The 15,184-nt window shown below is 60.9% G+C and carries 18 protein-coding genes and 1 pseudogene; 8 read left to right on the top strand and 11 right to left on the bottom strand.

Annotated features, from left to right (window positions below):
* Positions 1 to 10 precede the first annotated feature (10 nt).
* Entirely contained in the window at positions 11 to 190 is a 180-nt protein-coding gene (locus ACYP2Q_RS06710; RefSeq protein ID WP_459729779.1) for a hypothetical protein, read from the bottom strand.
* Positions 191 to 338: 148 nt separating this feature from the next.
* On the opposite strand from ACYP2Q_RS06710, the gene ACYP2Q_RS06705 reads away from it, so the two are divergent.
* Positions 339 to 1,088 (top strand): Crp/Fnr family transcriptional regulator, encoded by a 750-nt coding sequence (locus ACYP2Q_RS06705; protein ID WP_459729778.1) that lies wholly within the window; start codon positions 339 to 341, stop codon positions 1,086 to 1,088.
* 2 nt (positions 1,089 to 1,090) lie between these two features.
* Here the strand turns inward: ACYP2Q_RS06705 and ACYP2Q_RS06700 are convergent, their stop codons facing one another.
* Positions 1,091 to 1,984, bottom strand: a complete 894-nt coding sequence (locus ACYP2Q_RS06700) for a LysR family transcriptional regulator (protein WP_459729777.1) — start codon at positions 1,982 to 1,984, stop codon at positions 1,091 to 1,093.
* 132 nt (positions 1,985 to 2,116) lie between these two features.
* Here ACYP2Q_RS06700 and ampC point away from each other — a divergent pair, with 132 nt between their 5' ends.
* Positions 2,117 to 3,274, top strand: a complete 1,158-nt coding sequence (gene ampC, locus ACYP2Q_RS06695; RefSeq protein WP_459729776.1) for a class C beta-lactamase — start codon at positions 2,117 to 2,119, stop codon at positions 3,272 to 3,274.
* 179 nt (positions 3,275 to 3,453) lie between these two features.
* Positions 3,454 to 3,603, top strand: a pseudogene (locus tag ACYP2Q_RS06690) (DUF6124 family protein); the annotation flags it as partial.
* 36 nt (positions 3,604 to 3,639) lie between these two features.
* Here the strand turns inward: ACYP2Q_RS06690 and ACYP2Q_RS06685 are convergent.
* Positions 3,640 to 4,203 carry a DUF4174 domain-containing protein gene (locus ACYP2Q_RS06685; protein WP_459729775.1) on the bottom strand — a complete coding sequence of 188 codons (564 nt, stop codon included), beginning with the start codon at positions 4,201 to 4,203 and terminating at the stop codon, positions 3,640 to 3,642.
* Between the two features lie 168 nt (positions 4,204 to 4,371).
* Here ACYP2Q_RS06685 and ACYP2Q_RS06680 point away from each other — a divergent pair, with 168 nt between their 5' ends.
* Positions 4,372 to 4,740: a VOC family protein gene (locus ACYP2Q_RS06680; protein WP_459729774.1), complete on the top strand. Its 369-nt coding sequence runs from the start codon at positions 4,372 to 4,374 to the stop codon at positions 4,738 to 4,740.
* On the opposite strand, the gene map is transcribed toward ACYP2Q_RS06680, so the two are convergent.
* The 6 genes from map to ACYP2Q_RS06650 all read right to left on the bottom strand — a co-directional run bounded on the left by map (position 4,727) and on the right by ACYP2Q_RS06650 (position 9,234).
* Positions 4,727 to 5,521 carry a type I methionyl aminopeptidase gene (gene map, locus ACYP2Q_RS06675; protein WP_459729773.1) on the bottom strand — a complete coding sequence of 265 codons (795 nt, stop codon included), beginning with the start codon at positions 5,519 to 5,521 and terminating at the stop codon, positions 4,727 to 4,729. The two genes, ACYP2Q_RS06680 and map, sit on opposite strands and share 14 nt — an antisense overlap.
* Positions 5,518 to 5,784: a ParD-like family protein gene (locus ACYP2Q_RS06670; protein WP_459730088.1), complete on the bottom strand. Its 267-nt coding sequence runs from the start codon at positions 5,782 to 5,784 to the stop codon at positions 5,518 to 5,520. The genes map and ACYP2Q_RS06670 overlap by 4 nt, the downstream gene beginning before the upstream one ends.
* 71 nt (positions 5,785 to 5,855) lie before the next feature.
* A complete protein-coding gene (locus ACYP2Q_RS06665; RefSeq protein WP_459729772.1) occupies positions 5,856 to 6,374 on the bottom strand; it encodes a DUF4405 domain-containing protein in 519 nt (172 codons plus the stop codon).
* 263 nt (positions 6,375 to 6,637) lie between these two features.
* Positions 6,638 to 7,387 carry a tetratricopeptide repeat protein gene (locus tag ACYP2Q_RS06660; protein WP_459730087.1) on the bottom strand — a complete coding sequence of 250 codons (750 nt, stop codon included), beginning with the start codon at positions 7,385 to 7,387 and terminating at the stop codon, positions 6,638 to 6,640.
* Positions 7,388 to 7,590: 203 nt separating this feature from the next.
* Positions 7,591 to 8,376, bottom strand: coding sequence for a sulfite exporter TauE/SafE family protein (locus ACYP2Q_RS06655; protein ID WP_459729771.1), 786 nt, complete (start codon positions 8,374 to 8,376; stop codon positions 7,591 to 7,593).
* A 108-nt stretch (positions 8,377 to 8,484) separates the two neighbouring features.
* Complete coding sequence (locus tag ACYP2Q_RS06650) at positions 8,485 to 9,234, bottom strand: hypothetical protein (protein ID WP_459729770.1); 750 nt, start codon at positions 9,232 to 9,234, stop codon at positions 8,485 to 8,487.
* A gap of 315 nt (positions 9,235 to 9,549) precedes the next feature.
* Here ACYP2Q_RS06650 and ACYP2Q_RS06645 point away from each other — a divergent pair, with 315 nt between their 5' ends.
* Positions 9,550 to 10,371: an aldo/keto reductase gene (locus ACYP2Q_RS06645; protein WP_459729769.1), complete on the top strand. Its 822-nt coding sequence runs from the start codon at positions 9,550 to 9,552 to the stop codon at positions 10,369 to 10,371.
* 27 nt (positions 10,372 to 10,398) lie between these two features.
* On the top strand, positions 10,399 to 10,869 hold the full coding sequence (locus tag ACYP2Q_RS06640; protein WP_459729768.1) for a DUF1810 domain-containing protein: 471 nt from the start codon (positions 10,399 to 10,401) through the stop codon (positions 10,867 to 10,869).
* On the opposite strand, the gene ACYP2Q_RS06635 is transcribed toward ACYP2Q_RS06640, so the two are convergent.
* Positions 10,834 to 13,194, bottom strand: a complete 2,361-nt coding sequence (locus ACYP2Q_RS06635; RefSeq protein WP_459729767.1) for a DNA polymerase II — start codon at positions 13,192 to 13,194, stop codon at positions 10,834 to 10,836. The two genes, ACYP2Q_RS06640 and ACYP2Q_RS06635, sit on opposite strands and share 36 nt — an antisense overlap.
* 208 nt (positions 13,195 to 13,402) lie before the next feature.
* Here ACYP2Q_RS06635 and ACYP2Q_RS06630 point away from each other — a divergent pair, with 208 nt between their 5' ends.
* On the top strand, positions 13,403 to 13,843 hold the full coding sequence (locus tag ACYP2Q_RS06630) for a CBS domain-containing protein (protein WP_140667879.1): 441 nt from the start codon (positions 13,403 to 13,405) through the stop codon (positions 13,841 to 13,843).
* A 112-nt stretch (positions 13,844 to 13,955) separates the two neighbouring features.
* Here the strand turns inward: ACYP2Q_RS06630 and ACYP2Q_RS06625 are convergent, their stop codons facing one another.
* Positions 13,956 to 14,579: a glutathione S-transferase N-terminal domain-containing protein gene (locus ACYP2Q_RS06625; protein WP_459729766.1), complete on the bottom strand. Its 624-nt coding sequence runs from the start codon at positions 14,577 to 14,579 to the stop codon at positions 13,956 to 13,958.
* A 226-nt stretch (positions 14,580 to 14,805) separates the two neighbouring features.
* On the opposite strand from ACYP2Q_RS06625, the gene ACYP2Q_RS06620 reads away from it, so the two are divergent.
* Positions 14,806 to 15,129 carry a hypothetical protein gene (locus tag ACYP2Q_RS06620; protein ID WP_459729765.1) on the top strand — a complete coding sequence of 108 codons (324 nt, stop codon included), beginning with the start codon at positions 14,806 to 14,808 and terminating at the stop codon, positions 15,127 to 15,129.
* The last annotated feature ends 55 nt before the right edge of the window (positions 15,130 to 15,184 follow it).

Below are 15,184 nucleotides of genomic sequence, written 5' to 3'. Positions count from 1 at the left end.
GAATCAGGGCTCAGGCATCGATGCCTGGGCCCTGGTGGTGCGGCTGCACGGCATCGCTCAGTTTGCTGTGAACAGGCTGGTTGGCCGCCTGCCCGTGCTTGGGATGCAGGGGTGGCGGCGTGTTTTGTGGCTGTTTCGCCGTGGGCTTGCCAGGGCCCTGGCGAAGATTCGGGTCAATGTGTTTGCTCATGGCCATCTCCAATGTCCGGCGCTGCATATGCAGCGTCGCTCCCTTGAGCATCGCAGATGCCGGCGGCGACGTCGGTGCGTTGCCCCGCATAGGGCGCTTTGGAGTAACCTGTCCCCCTCAGGGAATTTTCCCTCGAAGGGTGGCTGATATGTTTGCTGTACCCAAGCCACAACAGAACTACCTGCTGGCCGCGCTTCCGGCGCCAGCGCTGGACCGCCTGCTGCCCCACCTCGAACTGGTCGAGCTGCCCCTTGGCCAAGTGCTCTATGAATCCGGCGGCGCCCTGCGCCATGTCTACTTCCCCACCGACTCCATCGTCTCGCTGTTGTACGTGATGGAGAACGGCGCCTCGGCCGAGATTTCCGTGGTCGGCAACGAAGGCCTGATCGGCATCGCGGTGTTCATGGGCGGCGAAAGCACGCCGAGTCGCGCCGTTGTGCAAAGCGCCGGGCATGCCTACCGCCTACCCGGCCAGCAACTCAAGGACGAGTTCAACCGCCACGAAGAAATGCTGCTGCTGATGCTGCGCTACACCCAGGCCCTGATCACGCAAATGGCCCAGACGGCGGTGTGCAACCGCCACCACTCCATCGACCAGCAGCTGTGTCGCTGGTTGCTGTTGTCCCTCGATCGCCTGCCCGGCAACGAGCTGACCATGACCCAGGAATTGATCGCCAACATGCTCGGCGTACGCCGCGAAGGCGTGACCGACGCCGCCGGCAAGCTACAGCGACTGGGGGTCATCGAATACACTCGGGGCCACATCAAGGTACTCGACAGGACGCGTCTGGAGGCGCTGAGTTGCGAATGCTACGCGGTGGTCAAAAGAGAAACCGAACGCCTGCTGCCTTACTTTCCAATGCGGCGTGCCCCTGAAGGTGCCCCGCTTCGCAGCTGACATCAAAAGTCGCGCAGGGCCTGGCTTTGCGCGGCGTCTACCAACCAGCTGCGAAACGCGGTCATCGCGGCGGATTGCGGTCGCGATTGCAAGCGGGTCAGCCAGTAACTGCCGGTGGTGATGCCAATGGCAAACGGCTGATGGATCTTCTGTTCCATCAGTTGCCGGGCGAACATCATCGGCGGTGCCAGCGCTACGCCCGCGCCCTGAAGCGCCGCCTCCATCATCGCCAGCGACGAGTCGAACACGATGCTGCGCGGTGGCGCCACCGGGGCCGACAGCCCTGCTGCCTGGAACCACAGCGACCACTCATCCGTGCGGTAGGAACGCAACAAAGTGTGTTGCAAAAGGTCGATGGGTGCGTGCAACTGCCGGGCAATGTCCGGCACACAGAGCACCGACAACGGCGCATCGATAAGGCGCAACGCCTCGATCCCGTGCCAGGCCCCCGCGCCAAAGCGAATGGCGTAATCGAGCCCTTCGGCGGCGACATCCACCCGGTTGTTGTTGGTCGACAGACGCAGATCGATATAGGGATAACGCACCTGGAAATCCGTCAGTCGCGGCAGCAACCAACCCACCGCAAACGTGCCGACCGCGCCCACCGTCAGCACTTCACGCTGATGCCCGCCCTGCAGGCGTTCAAGGGTGTCGGCGATACGGTCGAAACAGTCGCACAACACCGGCAACAGGTTTTCGCCCTCGCGGGTGAGCATCAAACCCCGAGGCAAGCGCTTGAACAGGGTGACGGCCAGCTGAGCCTCGAGGCTTTTCACCTGATGACTGACCGCCGCCTGCGTGACGCACAGTTCTATCGCCGCCCGGGTGAAGCTCAAATGACGCGCCGACGCTTCGAAAGCACGCAACGCATTTAGCGGCAGGTGAGGTCGAATCATGCCCACTCCATAGTTTTTCTAATGGCTCGTCCGAGATATGGTTGTTTGTCGTTTATCGGCAGACTGCCTAGATTTGGCCCCCCGGGGCCCAGCCAAGCGCTGAACATCATACAATCGAATGGAGCAAAACCCATGACGGACACCATCAATCTCGGCAGATTGAAGATTCTAGCCGCCTGTACGGCGATGCTGGCGGCAAGCCAGACGAGCGCGCAGGATCAACTCGAATTGATCGTCAACGACGCGGTGCGCCCCGTCATGCACGCGCAAGGCATTGCGGGCATGGCCGTGGCCGTCACGTCCAACGGCAAACAGCAATACTTCAACTATGGCCTGGCATCAAAAGAGACCGGCAGCCCGGTGACGGAAAACACCCTGTTCGAGATTGGCTCGGTCAGCAAAACCTACACCGCCACTCTCGCCGCCTACGCCCAGGCCACCGGCAAACTGGCATTGACCGACAAGGCCAGCGAGGTGCTGCCGGCCCTGCGCGGCAGCGCGTTTGACCACATCGATGTGTTGCAGCTGGCCACCTACACCGCCGGCGGATTACCCCTGCAATTTCCTGCCGAGGCGGATTCGGCCGATAAAATGCTCGGCTACTACCAGCAGTGGAAGCCGGTTTACGCCGCTGGCAGCCACCGCCTGTATTCGAACCCCAGCATCGGCTTGGCCGGCTACCTCGCCGCCCAGGCCATGGGCCAGCCCTTTAATGTCGCAATGGAAAGCACCCTGCTGCCCAAGCTCGGCCTGAAACACACCTGGCTCAAGGTGCCGCAGGATCAGATGGCGCTGTATGCCCAAGGCTACAACAAGGCCGACCAACCCGTGCGGGTCGGGCCGGGGGCGCTGGATGCCGAAGCCTACGGCGTGAAAACCAGTGCTTCGGACCTGATCGCTTTTGTTCAGGCCAACCTGAAACCTGCAAGCCTGGACAAATCCCTGCAACAGGCCATCGCCTTGACCCATACCGGTTACTACAGCGTCGGCGACATGACCCAAGGGCTCGGTTGGGAGATGTATCGCTATCCGGTCACTCTCGATCGTCTGCTGGCGGGGAACTCGACGGCGATGGCCATGGAGGCGCATCAGGTTCAGTGGCTGAATCCGCCGCAGCCACAGCCTAAAGATGTGTTGCTCAACAAGACCGGTTCAACGGGTGGGTTTGGGGCTTATGTTGCGTATGTGCCATCGAAGGATATGGGCGTTGTGATTCTGGCCAATAAAAACTATCCAAATGAAGAGCGGGTCAAGATTGCTCATCGGATACTGAAGGCATTGGCCCAGTAAACCCGGTACAAGCGCACGCGATCCACTGTAGGAGCTGCCGCAGGCTGCGATTTTTTGACCTTGATTTTTCAAGCTCAAAAGATCGCAGCCTCGTTGCACTCGACAGCTCCTACAGAGGATTAGCGCTATTGCTGCGGGTCGATGTTGTCCAGCGCTCGGTTCACCAGTAGCTCCTCCACTTCACCATCGTCCCCGGCGTCGACACCGCCAACTTGCTCTGCCACGCCTGCGAGACCCTGGCCTCCCTGAACGTCCTTATCACCGACCTGGCCTACGATCTGGAAAGCTCCAAGCGCAATGTGGCACTGTCGATTCAGCAATTGGCAGTGGAACAACCGGTAAACCTGTTCCAGCACCAGACAGCCTCAATCATCCGGCATTTCCGGTGGCTTGGCCGGTTTTGCCGGCTTGCCGTTTTTGGCAGCCTTGGCGGTCCCTTTAGGCGGTGGGGTTTCGGCAACCGGTGGGGGTGTTGGAGCGGAGGCTTCCTTCTCGGTCGCCGGCAAGGCATCGACGGTGGCGAAGACTTTCTTCAGGTCCACCGATTTGGATTCCTCTCCCGAGCTTTCGAGTTTCTTCTCGCCGTCCTTGCCCACCAGGATCACTTTGGGCAACGCGCCTGCACCCAGTTTCAGCGCGCGGATCAAGGCCATGGTGTCCTGTTGGCCGAGATCCTTGCCGTCCAGTTGGCCGGACATGTTCAGCACGCTGTACACCCGGATGTTGCGGTCGGCGACCCCCTGCTTGTTGGCGGGATCTTCCAGCGATTTTTTCAGGTTGACCCACACAGGGTCGACGGTGCTTGAGGTAATCACGATCAGCGGCCGGGCCCTGCCCTTGTCGATATCCAGAGGTGAATCGCCATCGGCGGCGAACAAGGGGCCGGCAATCGCCAGCAAGGTAGCCAGGGTCAGTGACCTGATGAGCATGCGCATCTCCTTTTATTATCCACGCTCTAATGATTGCGCATCGCGGCGTTCGTTCCGGTGACGCTGGGCAAATGTGTTTCACCTTGCTCCAAGCTTAGGTCAGGGCGGTCATTGCGCAACAGGCTGGGCTAATCTGAGAACATGAAAAAAACCTCATGAGGAGACTGCATGAGCGTTCGACTGAACCACACCATTGTCTGGTGCCGCGATAAACACAGATCGGCACATTTCCTCGTTGAACTGCTCGGCCTGCCGGCGCCGGAGCCCTTCGGGCCGATGCTGGTCGTCAGGCTCGACAACCAGGTGTCGCTGGACTTCTACGACAACGACCCGCCGATCGCCTCGCAGCATTACGCGTTCCTGCTCGGCGACGACGAGTTCGACCGCGCGTTCGCCCGCCTGCGGGCAACCGGGCAGCCGTGGTGGGCCGATCCGGGCAAACAGCGGACCAGTGAGATCAATGACCATGGCGGCGGACGGCGGGTGTATTTCGATGACCCGGACGGGCATCTGCTGGAGATCTTCACCCGCGAATAGCGGGATATTCATCGCTGCTGTCAGGCCAGGCCGTCAATACCTCAAAACCGTCTTCAGTAACCGCCACCATATGCTCCCACTGGGCTGAAAGGGAGTGATCCTTGGTGACCACGGTCCAGCCGTCAGCCAGGGTTTTCACGTGGCGCTTGCCCAGGTTCAACATCGGCTCGATGGTGAAAATCATGCCGGCTTTCAATTTCATTCCCTGGCCTGGGAAGCCGTAGTGCAGGATTTGCGGCTCATCGTGATAGATCTTGCCGATACCGTGACCGCAGTATTCGCGCACGACACTGAACCCGTCATCTTCCGCGACCTTCTGAATGGCATGCCCAATGTCGCCCAGCGTAGCGCCGGGGCGAACCATTCGGATACCGGCGCACATGGCGTCATAGGTCGTCTTGACCAGGCGTCGGGCCTGCGGGCTCGGCTCGCCGACGAAGTACATGCGGCTGGTGTCGCCGTACCAACCATCCTTGATCACGGCGATGTCGATATTCAGGATATCGCCGTTCTTCAAGACCCGGTTCGAAGGGATGCCATGGCAGACCACTTCGTTGACGGAGGCGCACACGGTCTTCGGAAAGCCGTGGTAGCCGACATTGCCTGGAATGGCTTTCTGTACGTTGACGATATGGTCGTGACACAGCTGATCGAGTTCGTTGGTGGTGACCCCCGCCTGCACATGGGGCGTGATCATGGCCAGCACCTCGGCCGCCAGCGTGGCCGCTGCGCGCGACTGGGCAATTTCTGCCGGAGTATTTAGCCTGACATTCGCCTTCATTGCTTGCCACCGGACGTTGCATGAACCCGCGAGCCTTGCGAAGCATCCGCAATCGCGCAGAGCTGTTTTACATCAAGGCCACCCGCCAGTTCGGCACGAATCAACAAACGGCAGATATCGCTGTGATTCAGCTCTGGATGTAGCTCCGCAAGCATGCCGATACGCATCCAGTGCTCGGCTTGCGCATTGATCGAGCGGCTCAGCGCATCGCTGGCGACTCGCAGGTTCTCATGCATGTCTTCTGAAATTTTGACGATACCCATCTGCTTGCCCGATACGAAATATATACGAAACATATACTAAACGTTTCGGGCGCGGCAACGCAATCTCGCCGTTACCGGCGCTCCTTGAGCAACTCGGCAATCAACTGTGCAGGCTGCATCTTCGCTGATTGCGCGACCTGGTTGAGGGTGTCGCTGGACGATGTCACCGACAGCCCGCGCTGGCGCAGCCGCGCCACCAGTTCATCGGGTGTGTTCTTGAACAGCGACGCACAGTCGGTCAAAGGTGCGTTGGTCACCAGTTGCACCGCGGCAAAGGCCGGATTGCCACCCTGCCTGTTGCCACTCATGCCTGAAACGACGAAGGGCACTGCAACCAAGATCGACAACAGCAGCGGTATATAAAGCGACTTGCGCTTGATATAGCCCATTAGAGGGCCCCAGTTTTTCCATAAGTGCAGGGCAAATGGAGCCAGAAGAACAATACTCAGCCATTCATGCATGCCATGAAACAGCGCCGGTGCCCAATGGAAGAACAGCGCCACGCCAGAAATCACGGATACGACAAACAAACCTGTGGTCAGCGGGGTTGCGAAGCGATTGATCAGGGTTTTCAAGGGGCAGTTTTCCATGGATCAGTGGTCTCGGTGACGGCGGCCAAGCGCGATCACCGGATTAACCAAGAGGGATTTTCATGCAAGGGTGCAAGTGCATGATGGTACCGCTGATCCGTGTAAGGAGTTTGTAAGCCAGGGTAAAGTTTGAAGTTACATTGAGCCCGACAAGTACATCGCAGACAGGCTTGTTCAGAACCCTTAGTCGACGAACACCAGGGCGCTGAGGATATGCACGGGACCATTGGGCACCGGGTTCAGCCAGAAGAACAAGCAGGCACTCAACCCTGCATCAGGAAAGCGCCTGGCGGAACCCGCTTGCGCAGCTTCTTGCAACTGCCGGGCGGGGGCTGATGCCCCGGCGGCCGATCGGCGAACCAGATCCGGCATTGACCCGGAGGAGGCCAATGGCCGCGAGGTATCGTTATCTCATCGGACGCGGGCTCCGGTTCGAGCGCAGCTACCTGAAATTGTCCTGCGGGCCGTGGCCCTGCAGTCGCCGCAGAATCCGCTACGCGAGCGAAGTTGCCCGCGAGGGGGGCGGTGTCCGCAGCGGATGGTTCTGCCGCGGCCACTTGCGCCTCGCGGCGCTTTTGCGCCTCGTCTTCGCGCGCCTTCTGTACGGCAACCGGGTTCTCCTGCGCCTTGGGCGGGATACCCGAAGCCTGGGCCTGCTGCGCCGCCTGGATCAACTGGAGATTGCGGTTGCGTAACGCCTCGTTGCCGGTAATCCGCATGTTCGAGCGCAACGCCAGGGTTTGCGCCTGCTGGTATTGCCCCTGCTGCAGGCGCAGCACGCCGAGGTAATGCAGGGTCGCTGGATTGTTTGGCTGGATATGCAGGGCGCGCTCCAGGGTGGCAGCGGCCTGGTCCAACTGGCCATTTTCATACTGGCGCGAGGCGGTTTCGATCAGGGTGGTTGATGCGCTGTTACTTTGCGCGGGCGCTTTTCGCTCTGCAGCTACCGAGCAAAACGACGCGACGGCGCAGAACGCCAGGATGAGGCTCGGCAGGAAACGCTTGGTTGGCATCAGGGGGCAGACTCGGCTGATCTCGGACGGCACCGCCATGAAAGCAGGCCACCAGCACTGCTCGGAATCTCCGATACAGGGCCCCTACTGACCTGGCCAGCACCCTGAAGTTCCCGTTGCAGCGGCCACTTCAGGCAGTGCTCGACCCGATCGACGAGACGATGAAAAAGCTGCTGCGGGTGTATGCATTGCCTTGAGGATTTTTAGAACGCCAGTTTGTAGCCAATCAATACCAGCATCGTCGCCAGGCAAGGGCGCAACAGTTCATCGGAGATGCGCCCGGTCAGGTGGCTGCCCAGGTAAATCCCCGGCAACGAACCGACCAGCAGATAGCCGAGCACGTGCCAGTCCATGTTGCCCATGCTCGCATGGCCAAGGCCGGCGACCAGGGTCAGGGGCACGGCGTGGGCGATTTCCGTGCCGACCAGGCGGCGGGTCGGCAGCAACGGATAGAGGATGAACAACGCCACGGTGCCCAGGGCGCCAGCGCCGATGGAGGTCAAGGCGACCATGGTGCCCAGGACCAGGCCCGTGATCACGGTCAGGACATTCAGACGCACGCCGCTGGGTTTGTAGTGGCCGCCCGCGCGCTTGTGGGCGAAATCGAGCAGGCGTTTCTTGAACAGGATCGCCAACGCCGTGGCGAACAGGACAAAGCCCAAGGCCTGTTTGATGATCGCGTTCATCGCGTCCGGTGCTTCGTTCAGACTGCTTAGGAACCATAAGGTCAACACCACCGCCGGCACGCTGCCGAGGGTCAACCAACCGGTAATTGACCAGTCGATATTGTTGTTCTTGCGGTGAACCAGGACGCCACTGGATTTGGTGATGGCCGCGTACAGCAAATCGGTGCCGACCGCGGTGGCCGGGTTGATGCCGAACCACAGCAGGATGGGCGTCATCAACGACCCGCCACCGACGCCAGTCATGCCGACGATAAAGCCGACCACCAGCCCGGCCACGACCAACCCGAAATTCAATAGATCCATTGAGACGTCCACAAACCGCAGGGAATAACTGGCCCGCAGCATAGCGACATTTCTTATAACCAGTTATATCGATGCGATCTATCTTTATGCCCTGTTTGCATCCCGCGCCTATTGCACCGGCAGGAAATTCATCAACAGCAGGCTCTGGGCATAATTCAAGCCGATCCGCCGGTAGCGTTCATCGAGCATCTGGGTCAGCAGGTCCAGGCGCGCGACGATCTTGCCGAACTCCACGGCGAAACTCAGGTTGCTGCCCTCCTCCGAGATTTCGTTGGAGAACAGCATGGGCTGGCCATCCTTGTTCTGCCGCTGACTGAGGATCCAGGTGGCGATTTCGATGTTGCGCGCGGCATTGCTGACGAACGTCGGGTTGATCGCGTCCGTCATGTAGAACTCCAGGCGATTGCCGTGGGCGGTGACCAGCATGCTGCCGATGGCATAGATGAACGCACCGACCCGATCGCCGAGAAATTCCGGGCTCATGGCAAACCGCAGCGCCGCCAGATCCTTCTTGCTGCCCAACGTGGGCAACGGCTGCTGCTGTTCAATGGCCATGCGCACCTGTTTGCCCGCGGTACGGGCATCCAGGAAGCCGGATTTCTTCAACTCGTCGGGGTTGCGCAGGTACAGCTTGTTCATCAACAGGTAAAGGCTGTCGAGGTTGTCGCGCATGGTCAGCGTGGCCATGCGGTCGACACTGGTTTGCAGGAACTCCTGGGGTTTGCCTTCGCGTATCTGGGTGAACAGGTCGTTGCCGGGTTGGTGGCTGCAACCGCTGGCCAGGAACAGAGACAAGCCGGCCAGCAGCAGGCGATGGCGGCGGATTGAGCGGATGATGTGGGGTGAAACTCGAGCCATGGGTGTCGAACTTGGGCATGGGCCGGCGGTGGGGATCGCCGTCGGCTGGCAATGGATAGAGCCGTTGGTTGCGCAAAAGTGCGGTGGGGAGGGTTGGTAATCGATCACCGGCAGTTTTGGGGGCTGGGTTGTCGGGGAAGGCAGCCTTGAACATTGCGCTGATTTTTCCGGCCTCATCGCTGGCAAGCCAGCTCCTACAGGAGAACGGGTGTGGCCGCGAGAGGGGATCGGGTGTAGGCGCGAGCAGCTGGCCGTCGGGATGGAACCCTTGGGTCTATCCTGTTGCCAACCGAAATATCACTAAAAGGAGCAAGCATGCGCACCCAGCAATTGGCCGGCACCCAAGTGCCCGTCATCGGCCAGGGCACCTGGCAAATGGGCGAGGACCCCGCCCGCCATAAGGAGGAAGTCGCCGCCCTGCGCCTGGGCATCGAACTGGGCATGACCCTGATCGACACCGCTGAAATGTACGCCGAAGGCGGCGCCGAGCTCGTGGTGGGTGATGCCATCAGCGGCCAGCGCGACCGGATCTTTCTCGTCAGCAAGGTCTACCCGCACAACGCCAGCCGCCAGGGCATCCCCCAGGCGTGCGAGCGCAGCCTGCGGCGACTGAAGACCGACACCATCGACCTGTACTTGTTGCATTGGCGGGGCCAGTATCCCCTGGAAGAAACGGTGGAAGCGTTCGAACGCCTGCGTGAAGCCGGCAAGATCGGCCGTTGGGGCGTGTCCAATCTTGATCTGGACGACCTGCACCAACTCCCAACAAACGCCTGCGCCACCAATCAAGTGCTCTACAACCTGGAGCAACGCGGCATAGAATTCGATCTGTTGCCCTGGTGCCGGGAGCACGGAATGCCGGTCATGGCCTATTGCCCGATCGGCCAGGCAGGGAAAATGCTGGCCAATGCTACGCTCAAACAAGTAGCTGCCCGCCATGACGCCACGCCTGCCCAGGTCTCGCTGGCATGGCTGCTGCGCCAGGACGGCGTGATCGCCATCCCCAAGGCTGTCCGCCCCGAACACGTGCAACTCAATGCACAAGCGGCACAGTTGAAGCTGGAGGCTGGGGATCTGGAGGCGCTGGACCAAGCGTTTCAGGCGCCCAAACGCAAGCAGCGGTTGGCCATGGTCTAAGCCATCGCGGTGACAGAGGGCTTCGAGATGAGAAGCACCGATCAACCGGACGTCTTTAACCTGCAACGCTTTATCCAGGCGCAGAACCCGGTGTTCGACCGGGTTCAAGCCGAACTGGAGGCCGGCCACAAGCGCAGTCACTGGATGTGGTTCATTTTTCCGCAATTTGCCGGGCTGGGTGATAGCGACATGTCGCGCCGCTTCGCGATCCGCTCCCGGCAGGAAGCACAGGCCTATCTCGAACACCCGTTGCTGGGTGCCCGGCTGAAGACGTGTACCCAGCAAGTGCTGAACATCGAGCAGCGCTCGGTGGCGGCAATTTTCGGCCACCCCGACGACCTGAAATTTCGCTCCTCGATGACCTTGTTCGCCCAGGTCGCGGCCGCCGACAGTCTCTTCCATCAAGCCCTGAACCAGTACTTCCACGGCATTCTGGATGACTGGACGCTGTCGCTGATGGACTCAAAACAAGCCCAGTTGCCCCCCCACCAGGGTTGAAAAATCGTCGTCGACAAACGGCAGGATCGCGTCCGCCACCGGTTGCAGTTGCCGGCTGATGTAGTGGTCGTAATCGATCGGCGCACTGCGGATTTCCAGCGGCTCGGGGCCGGCGACGGTGATCACGTAGCTGATCCAGCCGCCATTCTGGTACTGCCGCGGACGGCCTTGGCGGTCGTTGTAATCGTCGGCGATGCGCGCCGCCCGCACATGGGGTGGGACGTTGCGCTGGTAGTCGTCAAGCGTGCGGCGCAGGCGCTTGCGATAGATCAGGCGCTCGTCGAATTCACCGGCCAAAGTTTTGCGTACGTACTCGCGCACGTAGTCCTGATAGGGCTTGCGGTGGAAGATCAGCGAATACAGCTCCTGCTGGAATTGCCGGGCCAGCAGCGACCAGTCGGTGCGCACGGTTTCCAGGCCCTTGTAGACCATCTCGTCGCTGCCATCGGCGCGCGTGACCAACCCCGCGTAACGCTTCTTGCTGCCCTCCTCCGCGCCGCGAATGGTCGGCATGAGAAAGCGTTTGTAATGGGTTTCGAACTGCAGCTCCAGCACGCTCTCCAGGCCGTACTCCCGGCGAACATGCTCGCGCCACCACTGGTTGACGTGATCGACCAGCGCGCGGCCGATCTGCGCAGCTTCCTGTTGGCCGTGGGCGCGCCGCAGCCAGACGAAGGTGGAGTCGGTGTCGCCGTAGATCACCGTATGCCCCTGCGCTTCGATCAGCTCACGGGTGCGCAGCATGATCTCGTGGCCGCGTAGGGTGATGGATGAGGCCAGGCGCGTGTCGAAGAAGCGGCAGCCACTGGAACCCAGCACGCCGTAGAACGCGTTCATGATGATCTTCAGCGCCTGGGACAGCGGCGCGTTGTGCTCGCGCTTGGCGGTCTCCCGGCCTTCGGCGACCCGGGCGACGATGGCCGGCAGGCAATGTCGGGTGCGGGAGAACCGCGCGCCGCGAAAGCCCGGCACAGAATCCTGGTCATCGGGATGCTTGAGCCCCTCGATCAGGCCCACCGGGTCGATGAGGAAGGTGCGGATGATCGACGGGTAGAGGCTTTTGTAGTCGAACACCAGCACCGACTCGTACAGCCCCGGTTGCGAGTCCATGACAAAACCGCCGGGGCTGGCTTGCGCCGGTTTGCTGCCAAGATTGGGCGCCACGAAGCCCTGGCGGTGCATCAGCGGCATGTAGAGGTGCGTGAACGCCGCCACCGAACCGCCCATGCGATCGGCCGGCAACCCGGTGACACTGGCCCGCTCCAGCAGGAACTTGAGCAACTCGGTCTTGGCAAAGATCCGCGTGACCAGCTCACAGTCCTTGAGGTTGTACTTGGCCAGCGCCGGTTTGTCCTCGGCGAACATGCGGTTGATTTCATCCATGCGCTGGTACGGGTTATCGATCGACTTGCCTTCGCCCAGCAGGGTTTGCGCGACGTTCTCCAGGCTGAACGAGGGGAAACTCCAGGTTGCCGAACGCAAGGATTCGATGCCGTCGATAATCAGCCGGCCGGCGGCGGATGCAAAATAGTGGTTGCCGCTGCCGTGTTCGCGCCATTGCATTTCCTCGCCGCCACGCCCCAGCTTCAGCGGCACGGCCAGGCGCCGGGCGTGCTCATGCAGGACCCGCAGGTCGAACTGCACGACGTTCCAGCCAATGATCGCGTCGGGGTCGTGGCGGGCGAACCAGTCGTTGAGCTTTTTCAGCAACAGGGTTCGCGACTCGCAGTATTCGAGCTGGAAATCCACCGCACTGTGGTCGCCATTGGGCGGGCCGAGCATATAGACCTGACGCTCGCCACAGCCTTCGAGGGCGATGGAATACAACTCGGCCTGGGCGGTGGTTTCGATGTCCAGGGACACCAGTTTCAGGCTCGGACGATAGTCGGGGTCGGGTTTCATCTGCGCATCGAGCAGCAGACCATCGGCCCCCGGTGTGCCGCCAAAGCGTACCGGCGCGGTGATGAACCGTTCCATCATGTAGCGCTCCGGCGGCCGCACATCGGCCTCGTATACCTCGACGCCGGCCCTGCGCAACGCGGTTTCCAGGCGCATCAGTTGCCCGTGTTGACGGCAATACAGGCCGATCACCGGGCGATGTTCGAAATCCAGCAGGGCCAGGGGCTTGAGCTCGACGTTCTTTTCGTCGCGCAACAGCGTTTCGGCCTGCTCGCGCTGATCTGCCGGGATGAACGCCACCGACGGCTGATGAGGCAGGCGGATGCGCCGGGGACCGCTATCGGTCGCCAGCCAGAACTCGACTTCGGTGCCCGTCGGTGTGTCGCGCCAATGCCGGGTCAGGACGAAGCCCTGGGGTAAATCCACCACTGCAAACCTCGGGTTTTGGTCAGGTGGATGATTCTACGCGTCAGCCCGGAAAAGATCGCAGCCTTCGGCAGCTCCTGCAAAGACTGGGCTCGGAAGAAAAACCGCCGAATGACGTTTTTTGCGTGCTATCTGCCGCTTTTACCCTTGCCCTGAACGCCTGGGTCTACGATCCTTCAAGGACAACGACAACACCCGGGAAACCGCCATGAAAACCGTCGCGCAACTGCTCAAGTTGAAAGATCAGAAGAACCAGGAAGTGCACCAGATCAAACCGGATCACATGGTGCTCGAAGCGCTGATGAAGATGGCTGAAAAAAACGTCGGTGCCTTGCTGGTGGTGGAGAATGACGAGGTGCTGGGCATCATCAGCGAACGCGACTACGCGCGCAAACTGGTACTGCATGGCCGCTCCTCCGTGGGTACCCCGGTACGCGACATCATGGTATCGCCCGTCATTACCGTGGACACCCATCAAACCGTCGACACCTGCCTGGGTATCATGTCCGACAGACGCCTGCGCCACCTGCCGGTGGTGGAAGACGGCAAGCTGATCGGCCTGTTGTCGATCGGCGACCTGGTCAAGGAAGCCATCGCCGAACAGGCCGAGCTGATTCGCCAGCTGGAGCAGTACATCCGCGGCGAATGACGATTCCTCTGCAGGAGCGAGCTTGCTCGCGAAAAAGGTACAGCCGACGCCACTCAGCGCCTGGAATACCATCGCGAGCAGGCTCGCTCCCACAGGGGGGGAGTTGATAGGTTTACGAAGGCCAATGCCGGGCAAACACCGGCGCCAATGTCGGGTGCCGGTCAATCCGTTCCAGCCAGGCGGAAAAACCCGGGCGGGTCCGGCGTAAATGCTCGCGACTGCCCGCCCACCGCGTGACCACCGCCGCCAGCACATCCAGCGCTCCCGGTGTCTCGTCACCCAGGTACAACTCCGCGGAAAACTGGTCGGCAAACACTTCCCAACTCCAGTGCAGACGCTGCCGTGCACCGGCCATGAGGTTTTGCCGCGACGCTTCATCCGCCTGGGCCAGCCAGCGTTCGGGGTAATCGATGATGCCGATGGCCGCATAACAATTGCTGACGATGAACGCCAGGCCACGAATGGCCTGGTCACGGTCGGCAGGGTCGGCCGGCAACAGGTTCGACTGGGGAAACGTCAGCCCGAGATGAATCAGGATCGCCGCGCTCTCGGTGAGAATTCCGCCGTCGGGCAGTTGCAGCGTCGGAATCTGCTTCAGCGGATTGAGCTTCTCCAGCGCCTGGGCGGCCTCCGGGGATGTCTCGACATCGATGAAGCGATAGGCAATCTCGCACAGCTCCAGCGCGGCCTCGATTGCCGCCGCGCCAGAATTCTGATGTCCGTAGAGTTGATACATGCACACCTCGTGTGTTGGCCGCGATCAGCACCCGCTATCCAGTGTAGAAGGCGCCATCGACCGCGCCTCGACCGTCCGACGACTGTAACATCACGCCCACAAACGGTATCGCACCGTCTCTATCAATACCGTCGATGTTCACCATCACGTCAATGAAGTTCTCTTAAAAATCCTGCGGCGTAACATCAGCTCCATACCAACCAACAACACCCCGGAGCACCCGATCATGAAACGCCAAACTCTCCTCAGCATCGCTTTCTCGGTTTTTGCAGTTAACGCTTTTGCCGCTACCTCTGTTGCGCCTGTTGTCGCTGAAGGTGGCTCGGATCGTCTGATTGAAAGCCGAGTAGCTGAGGGTGGTTCTGACCGCCTGATCGAAAATCGCGTCGCCGCCGATGGCTCCGATCGCCTGCAAGGCAACACCGTTGCCGCCGATGGCTCCGATCGTCTGCAAGGCAACACCGTCGCCGCCGATGGCTCCGACCGCCTGCAAGGCAACACCGTCGCCGCCGATGGCTCCGACCGCCTGCAAGGCAACACCGTCGCCTGACCCCATTGCTTCACCGCACCAAGAAAAAGCCCGGCCTGATCAGCCGGGTTTTTTA

This window comes from Pseudomonas sp. MHK4, assembly GCF_054600775.1.
This window is presented reverse-complemented; position numbering and strand designations above follow the sequence as displayed.

Coding starts and splice junctions, on each gene's coding strand:
- ACYP2Q_RS06710 (WP_459729779.1), bottom strand. CDS start 190: ATGAGCAAACACATTGACCCGAATCTTCGCCAGGGCCCTGGCAAGCCC.
- ACYP2Q_RS06705 (WP_459729778.1), top strand. CDS start 339: ATGTTTGCTGTACCCAAGCCACAACAGAACTACCTGCTGGCCGCGCTT.
- ACYP2Q_RS06700 (WP_459729777.1), bottom strand. CDS start 1,984: ATGATTCGACCTCACCTGCCGCTAAATGCGTTGCGTGCTTTCGAAGCG.
- ampC (WP_459729776.1), top strand. CDS start 2,117: ATGACGGACACCATCAATCTCGGCAGATTGAAGATTCTAGCCGCCTGT.
- ACYP2Q_RS06685 (WP_459729775.1), bottom strand. CDS start 4,203: ATGCTCATCAGGTCACTGACCCTGGCTACCTTGCTGGCGATTGCCGGC.
- ACYP2Q_RS06680 (WP_459729774.1), top strand. CDS start 4,372: ATGAGCGTTCGACTGAACCACACCATTGTCTGGTGCCGCGATAAACAC.
- map (WP_459729773.1), bottom strand. CDS start 5,521: ATGAAGGCGAATGTCAGGCTAAATACTCCGGCAGAAATTGCCCAGTCG.
- ACYP2Q_RS06670 (WP_459730088.1), bottom strand. CDS start 5,784: ATGGGTATCGTCAAAATTTCAGAAGACATGCATGAGAACCTGCGAGTC.
- ACYP2Q_RS06665 (WP_459729772.1), bottom strand. CDS start 6,374: ATGGAAAACTGCCCCTTGAAAACCCTGATCAATCGCTTCGCAACCCCG.
- ACYP2Q_RS06660 (WP_459730087.1), bottom strand. CDS start 7,387: ATGCCAACCAAGCGTTTCCTGCCGAGCCTCATCCTGGCGTTCTGCGCC.
- ACYP2Q_RS06655 (WP_459729771.1), bottom strand. CDS start 8,376: ATGGATCTATTGAATTTCGGGTTGGTCGTGGCCGGGCTGGTGGTCGGC.
- ACYP2Q_RS06650 (WP_459729770.1), bottom strand. CDS start 9,234: ATGGCTCGAGTTTCACCCCACATCATCCGCTCAATCCGCCGCCATCGC.
- ACYP2Q_RS06645 (WP_459729769.1), top strand. CDS start 9,550: ATGCGCACCCAGCAATTGGCCGGCACCCAAGTGCCCGTCATCGGCCAG.
- ACYP2Q_RS06640 (WP_459729768.1), top strand. CDS start 10,399: ATGAGAAGCACCGATCAACCGGACGTCTTTAACCTGCAACGCTTTATC.
- ACYP2Q_RS06630 (WP_140667879.1), top strand. CDS start 13,403: ATGAAAACCGTCGCGCAACTGCTCAAGTTGAAAGATCAGAAGAACCAG.
- ACYP2Q_RS06625 (WP_459729766.1), bottom strand. CDS start 14,579: ATGTATCAACTCTACGGACATCAGAATTCTGGCGCGGCGGCAATCGAG.
- ACYP2Q_RS06620 (WP_459729765.1), top strand. CDS start 14,806: ATGAAACGCCAAACTCTCCTCAGCATCGCTTTCTCGGTTTTTGCAGTT.